Origin of the sequence: Ferrovibrio sp., from assembly GCF_965278975.1 — a bacterium.
In the GTDB taxonomy this organism is placed as follows: Bacteria; Pseudomonadota; Alphaproteobacteria; order Ferrovibrionales; family Ferrovibrionaceae; genus Ferrovibrio.
Genome location: NZ_OZ257126.1, coordinates 1,821,132 through 1,841,402, shown reverse-complemented (window position 1 = coordinate 1,841,402; position 20,271 = coordinate 1,821,132). Strand labels below are relative to the sequence as shown.

The 20,271-nt window shown below is 61.4% G+C and carries 20 protein-coding genes; 9 read left to right on the top strand and 11 right to left on the bottom strand.

Annotated elements, in window-relative coordinates:
• Positions 1–43 precede the first annotated feature (43 nt).
• Genes ACQY7X_RS08985 through ACQY7X_RS08975 form a run of 3 tightly spaced genes read right to left on the bottom strand, consistent with a single transcriptional unit; the run spans position 44 to position 3,405 of the window.
• A complete protein-coding gene (locus tag ACQY7X_RS08985) occupies positions 44–1,936 on the bottom strand; it encodes an ABC transporter permease (protein ID WP_428249567.1) in 1,893 nt (630 codons plus the stop codon).
• Position 1,937: 1 nt separating this feature from the next.
• Complete coding sequence (locus ACQY7X_RS08980) at positions 1,938–2,630, bottom strand: ABC transporter ATP-binding protein (protein ID WP_428249566.1); 693 nt, start codon at positions 2,628–2,630, stop codon at positions 1,938–1,940.
• A 22-nt stretch (positions 2,631–2,652) separates the two neighbouring features.
• Entirely contained in the window at positions 2,653–3,405 is a 753-nt protein-coding gene (locus tag ACQY7X_RS08975) for an ABC transporter ATP-binding protein (protein ID WP_428249565.1), read from the bottom strand.
• A 476-nt stretch (positions 3,406–3,881) separates the two neighbouring features.
• Between ACQY7X_RS08975 and ACQY7X_RS08970 the strand changes: the two genes are divergently transcribed.
• The 7 genes from ACQY7X_RS08970 (at position 3,882) to ACQY7X_RS08940 (ending at position 9,991) form a co-directional block, all read left to right on the top strand.
• A complete protein-coding gene (locus ACQY7X_RS08970; protein ID WP_428249564.1) occupies positions 3,882–4,397 on the top strand; it encodes a flavin reductase family protein in 516 nt (171 codons plus the stop codon).
• 208 nt (positions 4,398–4,605) lie between these two features.
• Positions 4,606–5,193: a TetR/AcrR family transcriptional regulator gene (locus ACQY7X_RS08965; protein ID WP_428249563.1), complete on the top strand. Its 588-nt coding sequence runs from the start codon at positions 4,606–4,608 to the stop codon at positions 5,191–5,193.
• A 297-nt stretch (positions 5,194–5,490) separates the two neighbouring features.
• Positions 5,491–7,083 (top strand): AMP-binding protein, encoded by a 1,593-nt coding sequence (locus tag ACQY7X_RS08960; protein WP_428249562.1) that lies wholly within the window; start codon positions 5,491–5,493, stop codon positions 7,081–7,083.
• The gene (locus tag ACQY7X_RS08955; RefSeq protein WP_428249561.1) at positions 7,080–8,255 is read left to right on the top strand and encodes a thiolase C-terminal domain-containing protein; all 1,176 of its coding nucleotides are present in this window, start codon (positions 7,080–7,082) and stop codon (positions 8,253–8,255) included. Before ACQY7X_RS08960 ends, ACQY7X_RS08955 begins: the two co-directional genes overlap by 4 nt.
• A complete protein-coding gene (locus ACQY7X_RS08950) occupies positions 8,252–8,677 on the top strand; it encodes a Zn-ribbon domain-containing OB-fold protein (protein WP_428249560.1) in 426 nt (141 codons plus the stop codon). The genes ACQY7X_RS08955 and ACQY7X_RS08950 overlap by 4 nt, the downstream gene beginning before the upstream one ends.
• Positions 8,678–8,681: 4 nt before the next feature.
• A complete protein-coding gene (locus tag ACQY7X_RS08945; protein ID WP_428249559.1) occupies positions 8,682–9,638 on the top strand; it encodes an SMP-30/gluconolactonase/LRE family protein in 957 nt (318 codons plus the stop codon).
• Positions 9,639–9,649: 11 nt separating this feature from the next.
• Positions 9,650–9,991 (top strand): VOC family protein, encoded by a 342-nt coding sequence (locus ACQY7X_RS08940; RefSeq protein WP_428249558.1) that lies wholly within the window; start codon positions 9,650–9,652, stop codon positions 9,989–9,991.
• Between the two features lie 147 nt (positions 9,992–10,138).
• On the opposite strand, the gene ACQY7X_RS08935 is transcribed toward ACQY7X_RS08940, so the two are convergent.
• A complete protein-coding gene (locus ACQY7X_RS08935) occupies positions 10,139–10,936 on the bottom strand; it encodes an enoyl-CoA hydratase/isomerase family protein (RefSeq protein WP_428249557.1) in 798 nt (265 codons plus the stop codon).
• A 111-nt stretch (positions 10,937–11,047) separates the two neighbouring features.
• On the opposite strand from ACQY7X_RS08935, the gene ACQY7X_RS08930 reads away from it, so the two are divergent.
• Complete coding sequence (locus ACQY7X_RS08930) at positions 11,048–12,418, top strand: enoyl-CoA hydratase-related protein (RefSeq protein WP_428249556.1); 1,371 nt, start codon at positions 11,048–11,050, stop codon at positions 12,416–12,418.
• 3 nt (positions 12,419–12,421) lie between these two features.
• On the opposite strand, the gene ACQY7X_RS08925 is transcribed toward ACQY7X_RS08930, so the two are convergent.
• From ACQY7X_RS08925 to ACQY7X_RS08895, 7 genes are read right to left on the bottom strand one after another with little or no spacing between them, the layout of a single operon-like run.
• Positions 12,422–13,279, bottom strand: a complete 858-nt coding sequence (locus tag ACQY7X_RS08925; protein WP_428249555.1) for a MaoC/PaaZ C-terminal domain-containing protein — start codon at positions 13,277–13,279, stop codon at positions 12,422–12,424.
• Positions 13,276–14,193, bottom strand: a complete 918-nt coding sequence (locus ACQY7X_RS08920) for an SDR family NAD(P)-dependent oxidoreductase (protein WP_428249554.1) — start codon at positions 14,191–14,193, stop codon at positions 13,276–13,278. Before ACQY7X_RS08920 ends, ACQY7X_RS08925 begins: the two co-directional genes overlap by 4 nt.
• Positions 14,194–14,203: 10 nt before the next feature.
• A complete protein-coding gene (locus ACQY7X_RS08915; protein ID WP_428249553.1) occupies positions 14,204–15,394 on the bottom strand; it encodes an acyl-CoA dehydrogenase family protein in 1,191 nt (396 codons plus the stop codon).
• Positions 15,395–15,398: 4 nt separating this feature from the next.
• On the bottom strand, positions 15,399–16,274 hold the full coding sequence (locus ACQY7X_RS08910; protein WP_428249552.1) for an HpcH/HpaI aldolase/citrate lyase family protein: 876 nt from the start codon (positions 16,272–16,274) through the stop codon (positions 15,399–15,401).
• On the bottom strand, positions 16,271–16,723 hold the full coding sequence (locus ACQY7X_RS08905) for a MaoC family dehydratase (RefSeq protein ID WP_428249551.1): 453 nt from the start codon (positions 16,721–16,723) through the stop codon (positions 16,271–16,273). The genes ACQY7X_RS08910 and ACQY7X_RS08905 overlap by 4 nt, the downstream gene beginning before the upstream one ends.
• A 9-nt stretch (positions 16,724–16,732) precedes the next feature.
• Entirely contained in the window at positions 16,733–17,932 is a 1,200-nt protein-coding gene (locus ACQY7X_RS08900; RefSeq protein WP_428249550.1) for an acetyl-CoA acetyltransferase, read from the bottom strand.
• Positions 17,932–19,383: a hypothetical protein gene (locus tag ACQY7X_RS08895; RefSeq protein WP_428249549.1), complete on the bottom strand. Its 1,452-nt coding sequence runs from the start codon at positions 19,381–19,383 to the stop codon at positions 17,932–17,934. Before ACQY7X_RS08895 ends, ACQY7X_RS08900 begins: the two co-directional genes overlap by 1 nt.
• Before the next feature lie 123 nt (positions 19,384–19,506).
• Between ACQY7X_RS08895 and ACQY7X_RS08890 the strand changes: the two genes are divergently transcribed.
• Positions 19,507–20,271, top strand: coding sequence for a glucose 1-dehydrogenase (locus ACQY7X_RS08890; RefSeq protein ID WP_428249548.1), 765 nt, complete (start codon positions 19,507–19,509; stop codon positions 20,269–20,271).

Here is a 20,271-nt window from a genome sequence, read left to right as displayed (position 1 = left end):
TATGCACCGCTACTATCAATTGCTTCGTCGCCGCTTCTTCTGATCACTTGCTGCGGTGTTTTCTGGCAAGCCAGCCGGCGATGAATTTCTCGAACCCTCCCGTGATGCCGGCTCGGAAGAACACGATGCAAGCCAGCAGGATGACGCCATGGATCAGGTGCAGGGAAATGCCGATGCCAGACAGCCAGGTATCGGCGGAAACCAATACGAAAGCGCCCACGGCCGGCCCGATGAAGGTGGCGGCACCACCGATCAGCGCCATGATGATGGCGGCGCCAGACAGGCTCCAATGCACATCGCTGAGCGTGACGAACTGCATGGCCAGGGTTTTCAGCGTTCCGGCTAGGCCGGCGAATACAGCGGAGAGCACGAAGATCAGCAGCTTGCAGCGCTCAACATCTATGCCAAGCGATGTGGCGCGCGCCTCGTTCTCGCGGATTGCCCGTATCTCCTGGCCGAAAGGGGAATGCAGTATCCGGTACATCAACCCCATGGCACCAATGAAGGTGATCAGCACCAGGAAGTAGACACTGATCTCGCTGGTGAGGTCGATAATCCCGAAAAGCTTGCCGCGCGGGATATTCTGCAAGCCTTCCTCGCCGCCGCTCGGCTTCCATTGCATGAAAAAGAAATACACCAGCTGGGCCAATGCCAGCGTCGCCATGGCGAAGTAGATGCCATGTAGGCGGATCACCAGGAGGCCGAAGATCAGGCCGGTAAGTCCGGCTGCCAGCACGCCGGCAATAATGGTCACTTCCGGTGTGAGGCCCGTGTTGCGCAGCAACAGCCCGGTGACGTAGCTGGCCACGCCGAAATAGGCGGCATGGCCGAACGACAGCATGCCGGAATAGCCCAGCAGCATGTTGAACGAACAGGCAAACAGCGCCAGGCACAGGGCATGGGTGATGAATACCGGATAGATATTAAAGGGCAGCACCAGCAGCGCCAGGAACGCGATGGCGCCTATCACGATCATCACCTGCTTCACGCCGCTCGATTGAATCTGGTTGAAACCGAGATCCTCGCTGGCATTTTCACCGCTGCGCGCGAGCGGGCCGGAGCGGCTGAAGAGGCCATTGGGACGTATCAACAGCACCGCCGCCATCACAAGAAAGATGACGGTATTGGCCGCTTGCGGATAGACCAGGTTGGTCAGGCCTTCGATCAGACCCAAGGTAAGGCCGGCGACGGCAGCGCCCGGAATCGAACCCATGCCGCCGATCACCACCACGGCGAAGACCACGATCACCATGTTCCCGCCCATCAGCGGCGCCACCGGAAACAGCGGAGCCGCGAGTACACCACCCAAGGCTGCCAGGGCCGCTCCGAAGCCATAGGTTCCCATCACCAGTATCGGCACGTTGATGCCGAACGCCTCGACCAGCTTGGCGTTCTGAGCCGAAGCGCGCAGGTAACTGCCGAGCTTGGTCTTCTCGATGGCGAACCAGGTGATGAAGCAGGAGAGGATTCCCAGCACCAGCACCCAGCCGCGATAAGTCGGCAGGTACATGAAACCGAGATTGAGCGCTCCCTGCAGCGACTGCGGCACTTCATAAGGCCGTCCGGAGGTGCCATAGAGCTGCTGCAAGACACCTTCGATCAGCAGCGCGACGCCGAAAGTGGCGAGGAAACCGTAGAGATGGTGCAGGTCGTAGAGTTGCCGCAGCAGGAGGCGCTCGATGAGCATGCTGACGGCGCCGACCGCGAGGGGCAGGCATAGCAGTGCCGCCCAGTAGGGCACACCGAGATATTTCAACGCCATCCAGGTGCCAAAGGCACCAAGCATATACTGTGCGCCATTGGCGAAATTGACGATCCGCAGGATACCGAACACGATGGCGATACCCATGCTGAGCATCGCATAGAGCGTGCCGTTGATCAGGCCCACCACGGCCAGACTTGCCACCATCGGCAACGAGATACCCGAGAAATCCATACTACACCCCTAGATATCTGTGTATGCCATCTCGCTCGGCGGCCACTTCGCTGGCCGACATCATGCGGATGGTACGCCCGCCCTCGATGATGAAATGCGTGTCGGCGATTGAAGCGGCAAAGTGGAAATTCTGCTCCACCAGCAGAATTGTGTAGCCATCCTGCTTGAGCTGTCGGATGGCGTGGCCGATCTGTTCGACAATAATTGGCGCCAGGCCCTCGGTAGGCTCATCAAGCAGCAGCAGACGCGATCCCGTGCGCAGAATGCGGGCAATCGCCAGCATCTGCTGCTCGCCGCCGGAGAGATTTCCGCCCATGCTGGCGAGCCGCTCGCGCAGGTTTGGGAACAGCGTGAAGATCTTTTCCATGGAGTAGCCGCCCGCCTGGATCACCGGCGGCAGCAGCAGGTTTTCCTTCACCGTGAGGCTGGCAAAGATGCCTCGATCTTCCGGGCAATAGCCGATGCCGGTGCGCGCAATGGCCCGTGGCGTCGCCTCTATGATGTCCTGACCGCAGAACCGGATCGTTCCTTTGCGCTTTTTCAACAGCCCCATGATCGAGCGCATCGCCGTGGTTTTGCCGGCGCCATTGCGCCCCAGCATTGTCACCACCTGTCCCTGCGCGATGCGCAAATTCAAGCCGTGCAGCGCGTGGCTTTCGCCATACCAGGCATTCAGGCCTTCGACTTCCAGCATGAGGCCGGCATTATTCTGCGGCTCAAGCATGGGCGCCCCCCAGATATGCTTCGATCACCCGCCTGTCCTTCGACACCGTCTGGTAATCGCCCTCGGCCAGGATCGAGCCGCGCGCCAGCACTGAGATGTGGTCGGAAAGGCCGGCGACAACGGAAAGATTGTGTTCGACCATCAGAATGGTGCGCTTCACCGCGATGGCGCGGATCACTTCGGTGATGCGGTCGATATCTTCGGTGCCCATGCCCGCTGTCGGCTCATCCAGCAGCAGCAATTCCGGATCGAGCGCCAGCGTCGTCGCCAATTCGAGGCAGCGCTTCTGGCCATAGGAAAGATCGGAAGCAAGCGCGTCGGCATAGCTTTCCAATCCAACCAGCCGCAGCAACTCCAGCGCCTCTGCATCCGCCACCACCAGGCGGCGGTCACTGGACCAGAAATCATAGCGCCAGCCCTGCTTCTGCTGCAGGGCAACCCTGACATTCTGCAGCGCGGTGAAGCGTGGAAATACGGCCGAGATCTGAAACGAGCGGACCAGTTTCATGCGTGCGACACTGGCCGGTCGCGTGCCGGTGATATCCTGGCCGCGGTAATAGATGCGGCCGCTGGTCGGCGCCATGAAACAGGACAGAATATTGAAGCACGTCGTCTTGCCGGCGCCATTGGGGCCGATAAGTGAGTGGATGCTCCCCTCACGGACCGTCAGGTCGACATCGGACACGGCCAGGAAGCCGCCGAAACGCTTCGTGACTCCCTCAGCCTTGAGGATGACATCCGTCATTACAGGCGCCGTCATCGGGCCGGATAACGGCGCGAAAACTGCCGCCGCCAAGCCTGTATGTCCCGGCCATACCGGCAGGCGCACACGGAATTCTTATGCTTCTGCAGAGCTTGCATTGCCCTTCGCCCTCCCTGATCTCCTATTCAGATTAGCATAATATACTGATCAGTGTAAATTCCTAACTAATATAGAAAAGTTACCCTGGGGATCGCCCCTCCCTTAAGGCGCGCCTTCCAATTCGCCACACAACTCCTTTTAGTCGTATGATTTATATGGCTTATTTTGATAGAACTGGAGTTCGCGCCGCCGCATCCAACAATCGCTGCGTGCCTTCGCATGCCTCCAGCGGAGATGGTGTATATAAGATTTCCGCCTTAGTTACGGGGTTTAGTCTGTCTTTCCTATTGATAATAATACTATTCAGTATAATTTCTGACTCATATCTCATGGTCACGCCATTCCTGAAGGGAGACGCCATGCTCATGCCGCAACCAATCGCTGGCTCCGACGAATTCATCCTCGCCATGCGCCAATTTCCTGCGGCCGTGGGCATCATTACCTCGGGAGATCTGGCACGGCCCTGCGGTCTGACGGCCACGGCGATCATGTCGCTGACCGCCGATCCGCCGCAGATCGCCGTGGCGGTGAACCGCAACGCCAGCGCCTATCCGATCTTCATGGAAACCGGCATTTTCTGCGTTAATCTTCTGACTACCGCGCAAACCGGGGTGGCTCAGCTGTTTTCTTCCGCCGATCGGCGGGAAGAGCGTTTCGCATCCGGGCAATGGCATAGCCTGGCGACGGGTGCCCCGGTGCTCGACGGCAGCCTGCTATCGCTGGATTGTACCCTGGAAACCGCCCTGCAATTCAGCAGCCATGCCTTGCTGGTCGGCCAAGTGGCAGCCATCGCGATTGGGGACGATTCGGCGCCCCTGCTCTATATGCAGCGGCAGTGGGCCGGCCTGCTACCCCAGGCGAACCTCGCCGCATAAGGCAAAAAAGCGCTCTTTATCTGTTACTCGCTATTCCGGTGAATGCCTACATCATGGTATCTGCACTATATTATGGTTCGCCTTTCAGTACCCAAGAGAACCCGGCATATAGCCGGACTGACAGGTTGACCATTTACTTGCAAAACCCGCCAAAGATTGATTGCCGCCGGTGCCGGGCATACGCACCCGTGCATTGCGAGGAGGCCGAATGAAAGAAAAGGTCCGCGAGTTCAAGAAGAATCAGATCATCGAGGAAGCCATCGCCTTGATCTACGAGGTTGGCTTCCATCCGGCAACCATGGACCGTCTCTGCGAAAACCTGCAGGTGACCAAGCCGTTCCTCTATTCGTATTTCGACAACAAACATGCCCTTCTCGTCGAGATTTATGATCGGCTGATGGCGATGACCGCCGAGGGCATCAACAAGATTATGGAGCAGCGCGCCCTGCCCGAGGACAAGGTTTTCCGCATCGCGGAATACCTGACCCGCGTGAATATCGACTACCAGTCCATCTGCGCCATCTATGTGCAGGAAGAAAAGAACCTGTCCTCCGAGAAGCGGGAAGAAGTGCAGGCCCTGCAAGGCAGGCTCGACGACCACCTGACTGCCCTGATCGAACAGGGCGTAAAGGACGGGGTGTTCGAGGTGGAGCATCCCCGCATCGCTGCTCTCTCGATCTACAGCATGGCGCGCTGGACCCTGCGCTGGTATCGGCCAGGAAGGCTTACGTCTGAGCAGATCGGCCAGCAGCTCGGGCAATACGCGCTGAACCTGCTGCAATACAAGAAGCGCTAACCGGCCGCTTCCCGCCCCAAGGGTATTTCTCCACCCCGCAATTCGCAGCAGCGAATTGACTTGCGGAATGCCTCATAATATAAAATTATACTATTCGGTATATATTTGACGCCATCGGTATGATTTCAAGCCGATAGCCAAAAAGAGGAGCGTTCACGGCACGGCCGGCTCACAGCAAGCCAGCCCCAATCGGCCGGACCCAAGACCAGACCATGGGCCGGCCCGCCCCTTCCAATCCGACCAAGCTTCACAGCCAACAAAAAGCACTGCCAACAAGAATCCACTGGAGGAGTACGCATGAACGGCAAACTCGCGCTTGAGCACAGAACCGTCCCCCACCTGATCCGCAATGCCGTGGCCCGCAAGGGCGATCATGCCTTCCTGCATTTTCAGGGTAGTAGCTGGACCTTCCGTGAGGTGGCCGCCAAGGCCAATCAATTCGCTCACCTGCTGGCATCGCTTGGCATCGCGCCCGGCAGCCGGGTGGCGATCTTCCAGTACAATTCACCGGAATGGGTTTTCGCCTGGCTCGGCTGCGCCATGGCCGGCGCGATCTACGTGCCGATCAACACCGAGTACAAGGGCGACATCCTGGCCCACCAGCTCGGCAAGGCCGACGTCGCCGCCGTGGTGATCAACGAAGCCTTCATCGAGCGCGTTGAGCATGTGAAAGAGCGCCTGCCCTCGGCGCCGAAGCTGATCGTCATTGGCAAATCCTCCGCGCCGCATATCCCCTTCAGCGCCATCGATGCCCAGCCGGCCACGGATCCCAATATTCCGGTGATGCATTCCGATCCCCATGCCATCGCCTTCACCTCAGGCACCACCGGCCCTTCCAAGGGTGCGCTGGCACCGAACGCACATCCGGTCACCTTCGCGCTCGATACCGTGCGCACGCTGTCGCTCAGGGAGGGTGAGAAGATCTACAACAGCGGCATGCCGCTGTTTCACTGCCTCGCCACCTGGATGGGCGTGATACCAGCATTGATCACTTGCTCTGAATACATGCTGCTCGAGCGCTTCTCGGCCAATCGCTTCTGGCCGGATGTGCATGAATTCGGCGCCACGGTGGCACTCGGCGTATTCACGCTGCCGCCGATCCTGATGAAGCAGCCGGAAAGCGAGTCCGACAGCCGCGTGCCGGTGAAACGCTTTGTTGTCACCCAGCACAACAAGGCCTTCGAGGCGCGCTTCAATGGCTGCCGGCTGGTCAACACCTATGGTCAGACCGAAACCGGCTGCGTTACCCTCACGCCCTATGGCGAGGAGCCCCGGCATGGTTCCTGCGGCAAGGTGAATACCGATACGTTCGAAGTCCGCATCGTGGACGACAACGACAACGAATGCCCACCCGGTGTGGCGGGCGAGATCGTTGTGCGCCCTAGGCTGCCCTATGTGATGATGACCGAGTATTACAACATGCCGGCGGAAACCAATAAGGCGTTCCGCAATCTTTGGTTCCATACCGGCGATGCCGGCAAGTTCGACGAAGACGGCTACATGTACTTCGTCGACCGCAAGAAAGACGCCATGCGGCGCCGCGGCGAGAATATCTCGTCCTACGAAGTGGAAACGGTGATCAACCGGCATGCCAAGGTGCTGGAATGCGCCGTGGTTGCCGTGCCGAGCCCGCTGGGCGAAGACGATCTCAAAGCCGTGGTGGTGCTCAAGCCCGGCGAGAGCCTGGGGCATGACGAGCTGTGGGCCTTCTTCGACGAGAACATGCCGCGCTTCTGGGTGCCGCGCTACATCGAGTTCCGCAGCGAACTACCGAAGACGCCGAATCAGAAAATCCGCAAATACACTATCCGCGAGGAAGGCGTGGTGGGCGATTTCCGTGATCGCGAGGCCGGGCTTGTCGCCACCGCTGCCGGAGGCCGGCGCTCATGACTGGTTCTGCATCTCCCACCGCGATCGTCGGGATCGGCGAGACCGAGTATACCCGCTGGGGCGGCATCACCGAGAAGAGCCAGTTCCAGATCGCCGCCGAGGCAATCAGGAATGCCTTGAACGATGCCGGGCTCACGCCACAGGATGTAGACGGCTTCACTTCTTTCTCAAATGATGCCAACGACGCAAACTTGATGCAGGTGGCGCTCGGCGTGCCGAACCTGCGCTATACCGGCATGGTATGGGGCGGCGGCGGCGGCGGTTCCTGCGGCGCGGTAGCCCTCGCCGTGGCTGCGGTCCAATCGGGCCAGGCGGATACGGTGGTGGCCTATCGCGGCCTCTGCCAGGGCCAGAGCCGCCGCTTCGGCAGAGCCAATACGGCGCGCACGCATAACAACTGGACTTTCCCGTTCGGCTTGCTCGCACCGGCGCAGATGCTGGCCATGATGGTGCGCCGCCATATGTATCTCTATGGCACCAAGAGCGAGCATATGGCCGAGATCGCGCTTTCCGGCCGGCTGAATGCCAATCGCAATCCGCGCGCCGTGATGCATGGCAAGACCTTGAGCAAGGAACAGTATTTCGCGGCCCGCATGATCGCCGATCCACTGCGGCTGTATGATTGCTGCCTTGAAAGCGATGGTGGCTGCGCGGTGGTAGTGACGTCGCGCGAACGCGCGCGCGACCTGCGCCAGAAACCGGTCGACATCCTGGCGGCGGCCCAGGGCAGCGGTGCCGGCTGGGGTAGCGGCCCGCTCGGCAGCCACAACATGCCGAACGAGACGTATACCACCACCAACAGCGTCGCACTTGCGCAAGACCTGTATGGTCGTGCTGGTGTCGGCCCCAGCGATATCGACGTGGCGCAGATCTACGATCATTTCTCAGGCATGGTGATCATAGCGCTGGAGGATTACGGCTTCTGCCCACGCGGCGAAGGCGGCAATTTCGTTGCCGACGGCAACATCCGCTGGCAAGGCGGCAGCCTGCCGATCAACACCGCAGGCGGCAATCTGTCCGAAGCCTATATCCATGGCTTCACCCATATCCTGGAAGGGGTGCGTCAGCTCCGCGGCACCTCTACGTCCCAGGTAAAGGATGCAGAGCTTTGCCTGGTTACTGGCGGCCTCGGGGTTTCACCCACCACCGGAATGATCCTGGGAGTGTCATGATGACATACTTGCCAAAAGACGTTTTCAAGCCGTTGCCGATCTTTGATGATGAGGGTTTCTGGAAACACTGCGCGGAACGTGATCTGCGCTTCCAGGCCTGCGCTGATTGCGGCGCGCTACGGCATCCGCCCACACCGATCTGCTGGAGCTGCCAATCCACCAGGACAACCTGGAAGCCGGCACCGGAGCACGGCGTGGTGTTCACCTACACGGTCGTGCATCACGCGGCCGACGAACGCATCAGCCAAGCTGTGCCTTATGTTGTAGCCTTGATCGAATTCCCTGATTTTGGGCCAGTCAAGCTGATCTCGAATGTGATCTGCAAGCCGGACGAAATCCATGTTGGTATGTCGGTAACACTGTTCTGGGAAGAAGGGGATGAGGGCCTCAGCCTTCCCCGCTTCAAACCCACCGGCCCCTAGACCAATGCAGATGCCGGCATCCGAGTTGCGAGAATGCGCTTCCGGGCTGCAATTCCCGGAAGGCCCCGTCGCGCTCGGGGATGGCAGCCTGCTGGTGGTGGAAATGGCGCGTGGCACGCTTACACGCATTCATGGCGGGGGTAAGCTTCAGGTCATTGCTCATCTTGGCGGTGGTCCCAATGGGGCAGCACTCGGGCCAGACGGTCGCTGTGTGGTATGCAACAATGGCGGCGCCGTGTTCCGCCGCTTTGATGGTCACTTAGTGCCAGGCTTTCCCCCACCTGGCTATAGCAGCGGCTGGATCGATTCCGTCAACCTATCGACCGGCAAAAGCCAACGACTATACGATCGTTGCGACGGCATTCCGCTCAAGGCACCGAATGACATCGTCTTTGATTCGCATGGTGGCTTCTGGTTCACCGATCTGGGCAAGGATCACCAAGCGGCCCGCACACGTGACCGAGGTGCGGTCTATTATGCCAAGGCCGACGGATCCCGTATCTCAGAAGCGATTTTTCCGCTGGAGGGGCCCAACGGCATCGGCCTCTCGCCGGATGAGAAAACCCTCTATGTCGCTGAATCGAACAGCGGTCGTCTGTGGGCTTTCGACCTGGCGGGCCCGGGCAAACTGGCCAGCTCGCCCACGAGGCCTACTTGGCAGCGCGGTCGCATGCTGTGGGCTTCACCGTGCTTTGCCATGCTCGATTCCCTTTGCCTCGATGCGGAGGGCAACATCTATGTGGCCAGCGTGCCCGCCGGCACCATTGAGATCATCTCGCCGACAGGAAAATGGCTGGGCCAGATCGTGACGCCGGATCCAGTGGTAACCAATCCTTGCTTCGGTGGCGTGGATTTCAGAACGCTGTTCATCACGCTGTCTTCGACAGGCCGAGTTGTTGCAACGGAATGCAACCGTGCCGGCTTGCATTTGCCGTGGTCCCAAACCAGTCGAACCGATTGAAGGAGGCGCAATTGGACGCCAAGCTGACCTATCCATACTACATCGTTCAGGACATGGACGCCGCGCTGAACTTCTATCAGAACGCCTTGGGTCTGAAACTGAAGTTTCGCGATGGCAGTAAATGGGCTGAGCTGACCTGCAAGGCGGGCAACCGTCTTGCCTTGGCATCGGCTGAAGAAGGGGCGGCCGGTGCGAAGGGGGCGGTGGTCTGCCTAGAAGCCGACGAGGTGGATGCCGCCATCACCGAGCATGGCGGTACAGTGCTGAATGTCCGCCCTGCCGGCAGCTATGGCGAAATCACCACCTTGCGTGACCCATCTGGAAATTTTCTACAGGTACTTAGAAAATTTTAATCGCCCGCCTCGATGATTTTCGAGGCGGAAATCATACTCAAGAATAGAGCATTGGTTTTTGAAAAATAGCCCGGCCACGCCGAAGCGCTGCCGGGCTAGGTGATCGCGGCCCTAGTGGGAGGATGAACCGCGCTATGTCGATTGAATTTATTGTCCCGTGAATTTTGGTTTGCGGCGCGCAACGAACGCGTTAAGCCCTTCCCATGCATCATTGGTGCCCGAATTCGCCGCCAGGCTCTGGGCTTCTTCTTCCATCTGCGCTTCAAGGCCAAGGATGCGCGCCGTCAGCATCGTCCGCTTGATGGCGCCATAGGCCAGCGTCGGCCCGCTGGCGAGCTTGCGCGCGATCTCACGCGCTTCGTTCTGCGTCGCCGCCGCATCCACCACGATATCGACCAAACCGGTGGCTTCCGCCTGCCGGGCTGTCAGGGTTTCCGAAAGCATCAGGAAGCGCTTGGCACGCGCATAACCCATGCGGGCGGAAAGCGACAGCGTAGAACCGCTATCGGCATTGAAGCCGATCATGGGAAAGGCAGCCGTGAACTTGGCCTGTTCCGCGGCGATCACGATGTCGGAGAAGGCGACCAGCGACACGCTACCGCCGGCGACATCGCCATGCACAGCAGTAACCACTGGTGCATTCATGCGCTGGAGGCGTGAGATCGCCGAATGCAGGTCGGCCGTCCAGGTCTTGACGATGCCCGGCAACGCAGCGCGATCTGTGACGAAGCTCTTGATATCGCCGCCAACACTGAAGAAGCGCCCCTTGGCCAGCAGCAGAACGGCCCTCACGTCTGCTCGGTTGCCAAGATTGATGGCAAGATCACGGAGTTCCCGGGCGAAGGTACCGTCGATGGGGTTACCGCGGTCGGGTTGGTTCAGGGTGACTTCGGCCAAGCCGTCGTCAATCGTGCAAGTCAGGCTCTGCATCTGCATGCTCGTCATCGTTTCCTCCCCGGCATCTGCGAAAACGGTAGAGGAAAAAATACTAGTACGCAAGCGCATCATAATATAACGTATATAAATCACCACTCTCACCCAAGACCGGATCAGAGCATGCGCGCGCCGCCGACTTTGAAGGAATTCCGCCTCGAAACCATCGCCGACGGCATCGGTCACCTGATTTTCGACATGCCCGGCCGCAGCATGAATGTCTTTTCCAATGCCGCGATCCATGAGTCCGAAGCGATCGCCGATTGGCTGCCCTCCAGCGGCCTGAGCGGCCTGTTGATCTCGTCGGGCAAGACCACGGCCTTCTGCGCCGGCGCCGATCTCGGCGAACTGGCGGAAGCCTATGCCATGATCGTGGCCGCGCCGGAGCAACAGCGCAGCCAAGTGGCGCGTGAGCATTTCGCCCCTATCGGCCGCGCGTTCCGCAAACTCGAGACCGCCGGCGTGCCGATAGCCGTGGCGATCCATGGCCTGGCGCTGGGCGGCGGCTGTGAATTTGCCATGGCCGGGCACTATCGCGTCATGACCAACAACGCCAACACCGCGCTGGGCTTGCCGGAATCGCTGGTTGGGCTTTTCCCTGGTGCTGGCGGCACACAGCGCATGCCGCGTCTGGTCGGTATCGATGCTGCATGGCCGATTCTGCTGGATGGCGCGCGGCTTTCCGCTGCTCAAGCCGTGCAAGCCGGTGCAGCGGATCTGGTGGTGCCGGTCGGCGAAGAGATCAAGGCGGCACTGGCTTGGCTGCAATCCGCGCCCGAACCGGTGCAGCCCTGGGATCGCTTGAACTGGCGCCAGCCTGATGCCGCCGAGATACAGCGCAAGGTGACAGCTTTGCGCGCGACACGAATGGCCGATACCAGGGGCCACTATCCCGCCATCACGGCCATCCTCGATTGTGTCGAGCATGGCTTGCTGGCAGTGATGGACCAGGCTGTATCGATCGAGATCGACATATTCGCCGAACTGATCAAAAGGCCCGAGCCGCGCGACATGATCCGCACGCTGTTTCTGGGCAAGCAAACCTACGCCAAGCAGCAGAAGACCGGCACGCTGCCGCCCGCCTTCGCACCTTTGTTCAAAGATGTCGCTGACGCCCTTGCGGCTGTGGCGGCAGCGGCGGGCCGCGAACAAGCGGAACAGCATCGCATCGCGGCGGGCTTCACTCGCCCGCTCCCGCAGCATGGTAGCGCCACTGCCCTGCCTCAGGCCGCATTGCCCGAGGTGAAAGGTATCGCCGCCACGGGCTTGTGGGTCGAAGCACCCACCACTGACTGGCAGCGCACCGGTGCACGGCTACTGGCTGCCGCCGCCATTGCCGCGGCGCCTTACCGGACCGGTCTTTCGCTTGCCGACCAGCAAGCAGCAGACTTCGCCATTGTCAGCGATCTGGGCTTTCCAGCGTATCTCGGCGGGCCGTTCGCCTTGCTCGACAGCGTCGGCAGTGCTGGAATCACCAAAATGGCGGCGGCCTGAATTTCAGCTGATCTCGGCCATGCCCTGATCAAGTACCTTGCGATCTCCGACATAGGCATCGAAGCTCACGCCTGAAGCCGTTTTCCAGCAGCGGAAGCGGACGGCATCCCCCGGGAAAACCACACCCGCGAAACGGACGCGCAAAGCCTGCATCCGCTCGGGCCGGCCATCGCAGAAACGCAGCAGGATCAGCGCGCCCGCCAGGCCATAGGAAGCCAGGCCATGCAGAATCGGCCGATCAAAACCGGCACGGCGGGCAACGGCGTAGTCGGCATGCAGCGGATTGACGTCGCCAGACAGGCGATAGATCAGCGCCGACCGTTCCGATACCGCGACTGTTTCCTCCAGGTCCGGTGCACGCGCAAATGGCTCCGGCTTTCGCGCATCTGGCGGCTCTTCGCCGCCGAAACCACCATTGCCGCGTAGCAGCAAGGTCTGCTCTATGGTGCAATACAGCGTGCCATCGGCAGCGTCGCATATCTGACGCTCCACGACACAGACCGCGCCTTTAACAGCGCCGCGGTCATGCAAAGATTTGATTCTGGCTCGCCCGACCACCTTGGCTTGCGGCGGCAGCGGCACGGCAAAACGCGCGGACTGCTCCACATGCAGCAGCTTGGGCCAGTCGATGCCGAGTTCAGGTGCCTTCACCCACATGCCGGGGCTTGCCAGCGTCACCGCATAGGTCGGCAGCACGCGCAGGCGATCTTCCAGCAGGAAGCTCAGATCCTCAGTGTCGCCCGATACAAACGGCAGGCCGACACCCAGCGCATAAAGGATGGCATCGCGCGATTCATACTGATGCGGCTTGTCGTCGAAGCACCAGCCGAGCAGGCGCTTTGGATCGAAAGCAATCGTCACACCGGATCCCAGGTAAAGACATCGCCCGACTTGTGCAGCGGATAGAAGTCATTGGCGAATTGCGGAAATACCCGCTCGGCAATCGCATCCGGTGTCCAGCCTTCGGCGGTATGGGCCGTGCGCAACGGCCGCGCCTGCGAGAACAAGAAAATCTCATTGTTGCGGGCGCCGAATACCTGGCCGGTGACCTTGGCGCCAGCCTCAGAACAGAGGGCGACGCAGAGCGGCGCGACTTTCTCGGGCACGAGCTTCTTCAGGCCCTCGACCCGCTTCTTCTGCTCCGGTGTCTCATCCGGGATCGATCCCACCATGCGGGTCCAGGCAAAGGGCGCCACGGCATTGGAGCGCACATTGAAGCGGGCCATATCGATGGCGATGGCCTTCGACATGGCGGCGATGCCAAGTTTGGCCGCGGCGTAGTTCGCCTGCCCCATATTTCCGATCAGGCCGCTGGTCGAGCTCATATGCACATAGGCACCCGAGGCCTGCTGCTTGAAATGCGGTGCAGCAGCGCGGCTGACATTGAACGTGCCCTTGAGATGCACGCCGATCACCGCATCGAAATCCTCTTCCGTCATCTTGTGGAACAGCACATCGCGCAGATTGCCCGCGTTGTTCACAACGGCATCGATGCGCCCGAAATTATCGAGCGCCGACTGCACCATGGCGTGGGCGCCATGCCAATCGGCCACGCTATGGCCATCGGCAACAGCCTGGCCGCCGAATGCCTCGATCTCGGCCACCACTTCCTGCGCCGGCGACAGGCTGGCGGCGTCGTCGCCTTTCAGCGAAACGCCCAGGTCGTTGACGACCACCGAGGCTCCGGCCTGGGCCATTGCCAGCGCCACGCCGCGCCCTACGCCACGGCCGGCTCCCGTCACCAGAACGACCTTGCCCTGCATACTGGCGGTCATTGCACTCTCCTCAATAGGATTTCGGCAGGTCGAGAACTTTCTCGGCGATGAACGAGAGAATGAGCTGCTCGGTGATCGGCGCGATGCGCGTCACCATCACTTCGCGGAACAGCCGCTCGACATGGTATTCCTTGGCATAGCCGAAGCCGCCAAGGGTGAAGACAGCTCGTTCGCAGGCTTCGTAGCCGGCGCGTGCACCCAGCAGCTTGGCCGCATTCGCCTCTGCCCCGCATGGCTTGCCGGCATCGTAGAGTTCGGCCGCTTTCATCGCCATCAGCCAGGCGGATTCGAGATAGGCCCAGCGTTCCGCCAGCGGATGCTGGATACCCTGGTTCTGGCCGATAGGGCGGTCGAACACCACGCGCTCGCGTGCATACTTGGTCGCCCGGCGCAACGCATCCTGGCCGATGCCGATGGCCTCGACGGCGATAAGCACACGTTCAGGATTCAAGCTATCGAGGATATAGGAGAAGCCCTTGCCTTCGGCACCGATACGGTGCTCGTCGGGAATGAACAAGTCCTCGATGAAGATAGCGTTGGAATCGACCGCCTTGCGGCCCATTTTCGGAATCCGCTGCACCTCGATCTTGGAACGGTCCAGATCGGTGTAGAAGATGGTGATGCCATCGGTCGGGCGCTTGCAGTCTTCATACTTCGTCGTGCGCGTCAGCAGCATGATCTTGTTCGCCACCTGGGCGGTGGAGGTCCAGACCTTCTGGCCACGTACGCGATACCCACCCGGCACCTTCTCGGCGAAGGTGCGGATACGCGTGGTGTTGAGGCCAGCATCGGGTTCGGTGAACCCAAAGCAGCATTGGGCTTTGCCGGCCACGAGGTCGGGAATCCATGAGGCCTTCTGCTCCGGCGTGGCGTGAACCACGATGGGGTGAGGGCCGAAGAGGTTGATATGCACCGAGGACGTTGCTGCCATGCCGCCGCCATGGCTGGCGACCTCATGCATCATGATCGCGGCCTCGGTGACGCCGAGTCCCGCACCACCATACTCTTCCGGCATGGTGATCCCGAGCCACCCGGCTTCCGCCATGGCACGGTGGAACTCGCGCGGGAATGCGCCATCGTCATCGCGCTTGAGCCAGTATTCATCGTCGAAGCGGGAAACCACGCCGCGCACACCCTCACGGATGGCCGCACGCGTTTCCTCGCTCACTTCCCGGCCATGGCCTGCTTGCGGCTTGCTCATCGCTCTACCCTTCGGTTGCCGCCGCCAGTGTGCGGCGCGCCAGTTTCAGATGCGGGATGTCATACATCTTGCCGTCGATACCAATTGTGCCGAGGCCGGGATTGGCCTCGAAAGCGGCGACCACCTTGTGTGCCAGCGCCACATCCTCGGGGGATGGCGTGAAAGCGCGCTTGATGCCTGCCACTTGCGCCGGATGAATCGCAAGCCGGCCGGCAAAGCCATCGCGCCGCGACTGGCGGCAGGATCGCACCAATCCATCATCATCGCGGAAATCGGCGTAGAGCGTATCCAGGGCCGGCACACCTGCGGCACTCGCGCCCATCAGGCAGAGTGAACGAGCCAGCTGATAGGGGGCCGACCAATCGCCGCTCTCATCCTTGTTGGATGTCGAGCCGACCACAGCGGCAAGGTCTTCGGCGCCCCAAGTAAGCGCTGCCAGTCGCGGATGCGCTGGCGCATAGCTGCCCAGCGCGAACATGGCTGGTGCCGTTTCGGTGGCGACGACGATGATCTTCACATGACCCGGCGCCATGCCTGCACGCGCCTCCAGGGCATCGAGGCAGTGGCCGAGCCGCACGACATCCTGGCCACCATTGCTTTTGGGCAGCAGGATGCCATCCAGGCCCGGGCGCACGACCGCGGCAAGATCGTCCATCGCCAGGCCACTATCGAACGGATTGATACGCACCCAGAAACCCCAGCCGCGCGGACCTGACGATGCATCGATCCAGCCGCCCAGAGTCGCGCGGGCAGCGGCCTTGACCGGCGGCGCCACGCTATCCTCAAGATCCAGAATCAGGCCATCAGCGCCGGTCTCGCGCGCCTTGGCAAATTTCTTCTCGCTATCCGCCGGCACAAAGAGCAGCGAGCAGAACTTCATGCCGGCCTCCGCAGCATCAACGCCAGGCGGCGGCACTCGCATACCACCTCGCCGCGCTGGTTCAGGCCGCGATGCAGGAAAGTGACGATACCCTGGGTGGGGCGCGATTTGCTTTCGCGCAGAGCCATCACTTCCGTTTCAGCGCGAATCGTGTCGCCGACGAAAACCGGCTTGGGGAAACGCACATCCTCCCAGCCGAGATTGCCCACCGTGGTGCCGAGCGTGGTATCGGTGATCGAAAGGCCAACCACCAGGCCGAGCGTGAACACGCTGTTGACCAGCGGCTTGCCGAACTCGGTCTGCGCGGAATAGTCGTGATCCAGATGGATCGCGGCGGTATTCATCGTCAGGGTCGAAAACAGCACATTGTCGGTTTCGGTCACCGTGCGGCGCACATCATGCTTGATGACTTCGCCTTCAGTGAACCCTTCGTAATAGCGCCCAGCCATATTGCCCCCCTAGCCCAGCCGCCCCAGGATCGACACCGCCGCCACGCTATTGGATGGCTGGCCGCCAAGATTATGGGTCAGGCCGAAATCGATCTGCTTGATCTGGCGCGCACCGGCACGGCCAAGCAGCTGGCCATAAACTTCGTAGGCCATGCGGAGGCCGGAAGCGCCGACCGGATGGCCGAAGCATTTGAGGCCGCCATCGGCCTGGCAGGGCAGCGCCCCTTCACGATCAAAACGGCCATCCAGAATGTCGAAAGGTGCGCGCCCTTCATCGGAGAGGCCTAGATCCTCCATGGTCACCAGTTCGGTGATCGAGAAACAGTCATGCACTTCGGTCAGCTTGAGGTCGGCGCGCGGATTGCTCAAACCCGCCTCGCCATAGGCACGGCTGGCGGCGACGCGGGTGTTGCGCACATAGGAACCATCCCAGGCGTGGTACTGCATCTCCCAGCCATTCGAGGCGCAGAGCTGCACGGATTTGACCGCGACGAGATCGCGCTTACCTAGGCCGCGGGCAATATCGGGCGTGGTGACAATGGCGCAGGCGGCACCATCGGAAACACCGCAGCAATCAAATAGGCCAAGCGGGTCGGCAATCATCGGCGCATTCAGGATGGCATCCATGGCCACCGCCTTGCGCAGATGCGCCTTCTCGCTCAAGGCGCCATTCTGATGGCTTTTCCACGACACATGCGCCATGGCGCGCTTGAGATCGGAGGCCGCGATGCCGTGCCGCGCGGCGTAGGCACCTGCGAGCTGCGCGAAAGTGCCGGGCGCTGAGCCATAGGGCATCCAGAGATCGTTCACCGAACCCTTGGTACGGATCGGCAGGCCGCCGAAGCCGGTGTCTTTCAGCTTCTCCACGCCCATTGCGAGCGCGATGTCGCAGGCGCCGGATGCCACGGCATAGATCGCACCACGCAACGCCTCGGTGCCGGTGGCGCACATGTTTTCCACGCGGGTTACCGGCATCGGCGGCAGGCGCAGGGCAGTGGCGAGCGGAATCGCCGAATTACCGACATTGACATCATCCAGCGCGGCACCGAACCAGGCCGCGTCGATCTGCTGGCGCTCGATGCCCGCATCTTGCAAAGCCTCCTGGAAGGCCTCGACCATCAACATGTCGGAACTCGCATCCCAGCGCTCGCCAAAACGGGTGCAGCCCATGCCGGCAATAACCACCTTGTCCTTGATGCCGCTCGCCATTACGCGCCCTCCCCCGCAGCCTGCGGCCGGTTGGCAGGCGCGCCTTTCCAGAAATACGTGCGGAAATCCCGCTGGCGGTCGATCGCCTTGATCCGGAAGCGCATGCGCAGCGGATCGCCAACGGCGGGCGTTGCCCCTTCCACGTCGCAGATCTCCATGGCCACGCGGGCGCCGTTCTCGAACTGCACGAGACCGAAATAGAATGGCGGGTCCGGTGTGAAATTCAGCCGGTCGGCGGTGATCGAGGCCACCTTGGCCGGCACATCACGCAGAACGACATCTTCATAAGACTCCGGACCGGTCGCCTCGGGCGATACTGGCATCGGCGTTTTCGGGAATTGCACGTTCCCGCGCGCATCGCGGCCGCCGACAAAACCATGCATATCGCGGCCGTGGCGCGCTAGCACCGACGCATTGGTCTTTTGATTCACTTCCGCGCGCGGGCCCCATTCCAGCGGCAGCATGCCAGTGAGGCTGAGGAAGCGTGAATAGCTGCGCAAAGCCTGGCCGTTGCCAAGCATCTGGCTTGTGGCTTGCCCGCTGCTCGCCGCAGTAACTTCCAGCACCAGCACCTCGGCGCCGTTGCCAAAGCCAACCAGCAAGACACGATCGCCTATTGCTGCGCGCTCCAATGCCAGGCCAAGGCCAAAAAGCGGCATCGCGGCGCCAAGCTCGCCTGCTTCCACCGCTATCTCGTCGCAGATATTCGGTGCCTTAAGGCCAAGCGTGCGGGCTGCCGCCGCATACGTGCCGCCGACCGGCTCCGGCACGATGGCATAAGCTATATCGGCGCCGCTGATCTTGGCAGCGCCGAGCGCGTGCTTGATCACTGGCACATAGATATCGGCTACCGCACTATCGCGCACGAAGCGTTCTTCAGTGACATAGGGCAAGCCACGGCCAGCCGATGTGTAGCTATCGAGCAGATCGGCATTGATGCTGGCGGCACCAAGCAGCCGCGCGATGCCGGGGCCATCCCCGACGATGGCTGCCGCGCCGCCATCGCCCCAGGCGAGATGCGGCATGCTGCCGGGCTGCGCCACACGCTTTTCGCCAGCGGCAATCAGTTCAGCGCCCGGGGCCGCGCCACGGAGCGCGCGCGACAGCGCCGCCACCGCGCCGCGCCTTGAGCCGGCGACATCAAGCGCATCGGCGCCGCGATCAAACTGCAGCGCATCCACCAGGATGCCGGCCTGGGAGCGATCGGTGAAAGCAGCCGAGGTCGAGGCGAATGTGACCCGGGTGACGGCCTTTGCGGCATCAGCGGGCAGCACCAGCCTGGCGGCTTCCACGGCTTGGGTGAGCGCGTCCTCATCCCAGCCGGCAACCGCGCGGCGGCCCTTGCCCGCGCCGCCCAGACCCGCCCAGCGCAGCTCAGCCTTGGCAACCGCCTGCTCGAAGCGCAACAGTGGCAGGTAGCCGGCCACGCCGTGCAGTGATTTCGCCGTCATTACCAATCCTCCCGACGGTCGAAAAAATACCTTGCAAGCGTACCGTACGCAAGCATATTATTAGCACATGGATTGATTTCCACTCCATGGAAGTCGCTCCGGGGAAACGCAAGAGGCAAGCAAATGAATGATATAAAAGGGAAAATCGCCATCGTCACTGGCGGCGGCCAAGGCATCGGCCGGGCGATCACCCTGCGCCTGGCGGCCGAAGGCTGCCCGGTTGCCGTCTTTGACCTGCGCCCGGAGGCGGCGGAAGAAACAGCCCAGGCCGCCCGCGCCGCTGGCGGCAATGTGAAGGTCTATGGCCTCGATGTGAGCGACCAGGCCGCCGTGAACGCAGCCGTGGCGGCGGTAGAATCCGATCTGGGCCCGGTCTGGCTGCTGGTCAATAATGCCGGCTGGGATCAGCCCGCGCCCTTCCTCAGCACCGATACCGCGCTGTGGAACAAAATCATCAGCATCAACCTGATGGGGCCGCTGAACCTGCATAAGGCGGTCTGCCCCGGCATGGTCCAGCGCAGTGGCGGGCGCGTCGTCAACATCGCCTCCGACGCAGCGCGCGTCGGCACCGCGACCGAAGCCGTCTATTCCGCGTGCAAGGGCGGCGTCATCGCTTTCACCAAGTCGATGGCCCGCGAGTTGGCGCGCAACAACGTGCTGCTCAACGCCGTCTGCCCCGGCCCGACCAACACGCCGATGATGCAGCAGGTGCTCGGTGCCGGCGAACAGGCCGTGAAATGGAAAGATGCCATGGTGCGCGGCATCCCGCTGAAGCGCATGGGCGAGCCAGAGGACTACGCAGGCATCGTCGCCTTCCTGGCGTCTTCGGATGCGGGCTACATCACCGGCCAGACCTTCTCGGTCTCCGGCGGCCTGAACATGATCTGA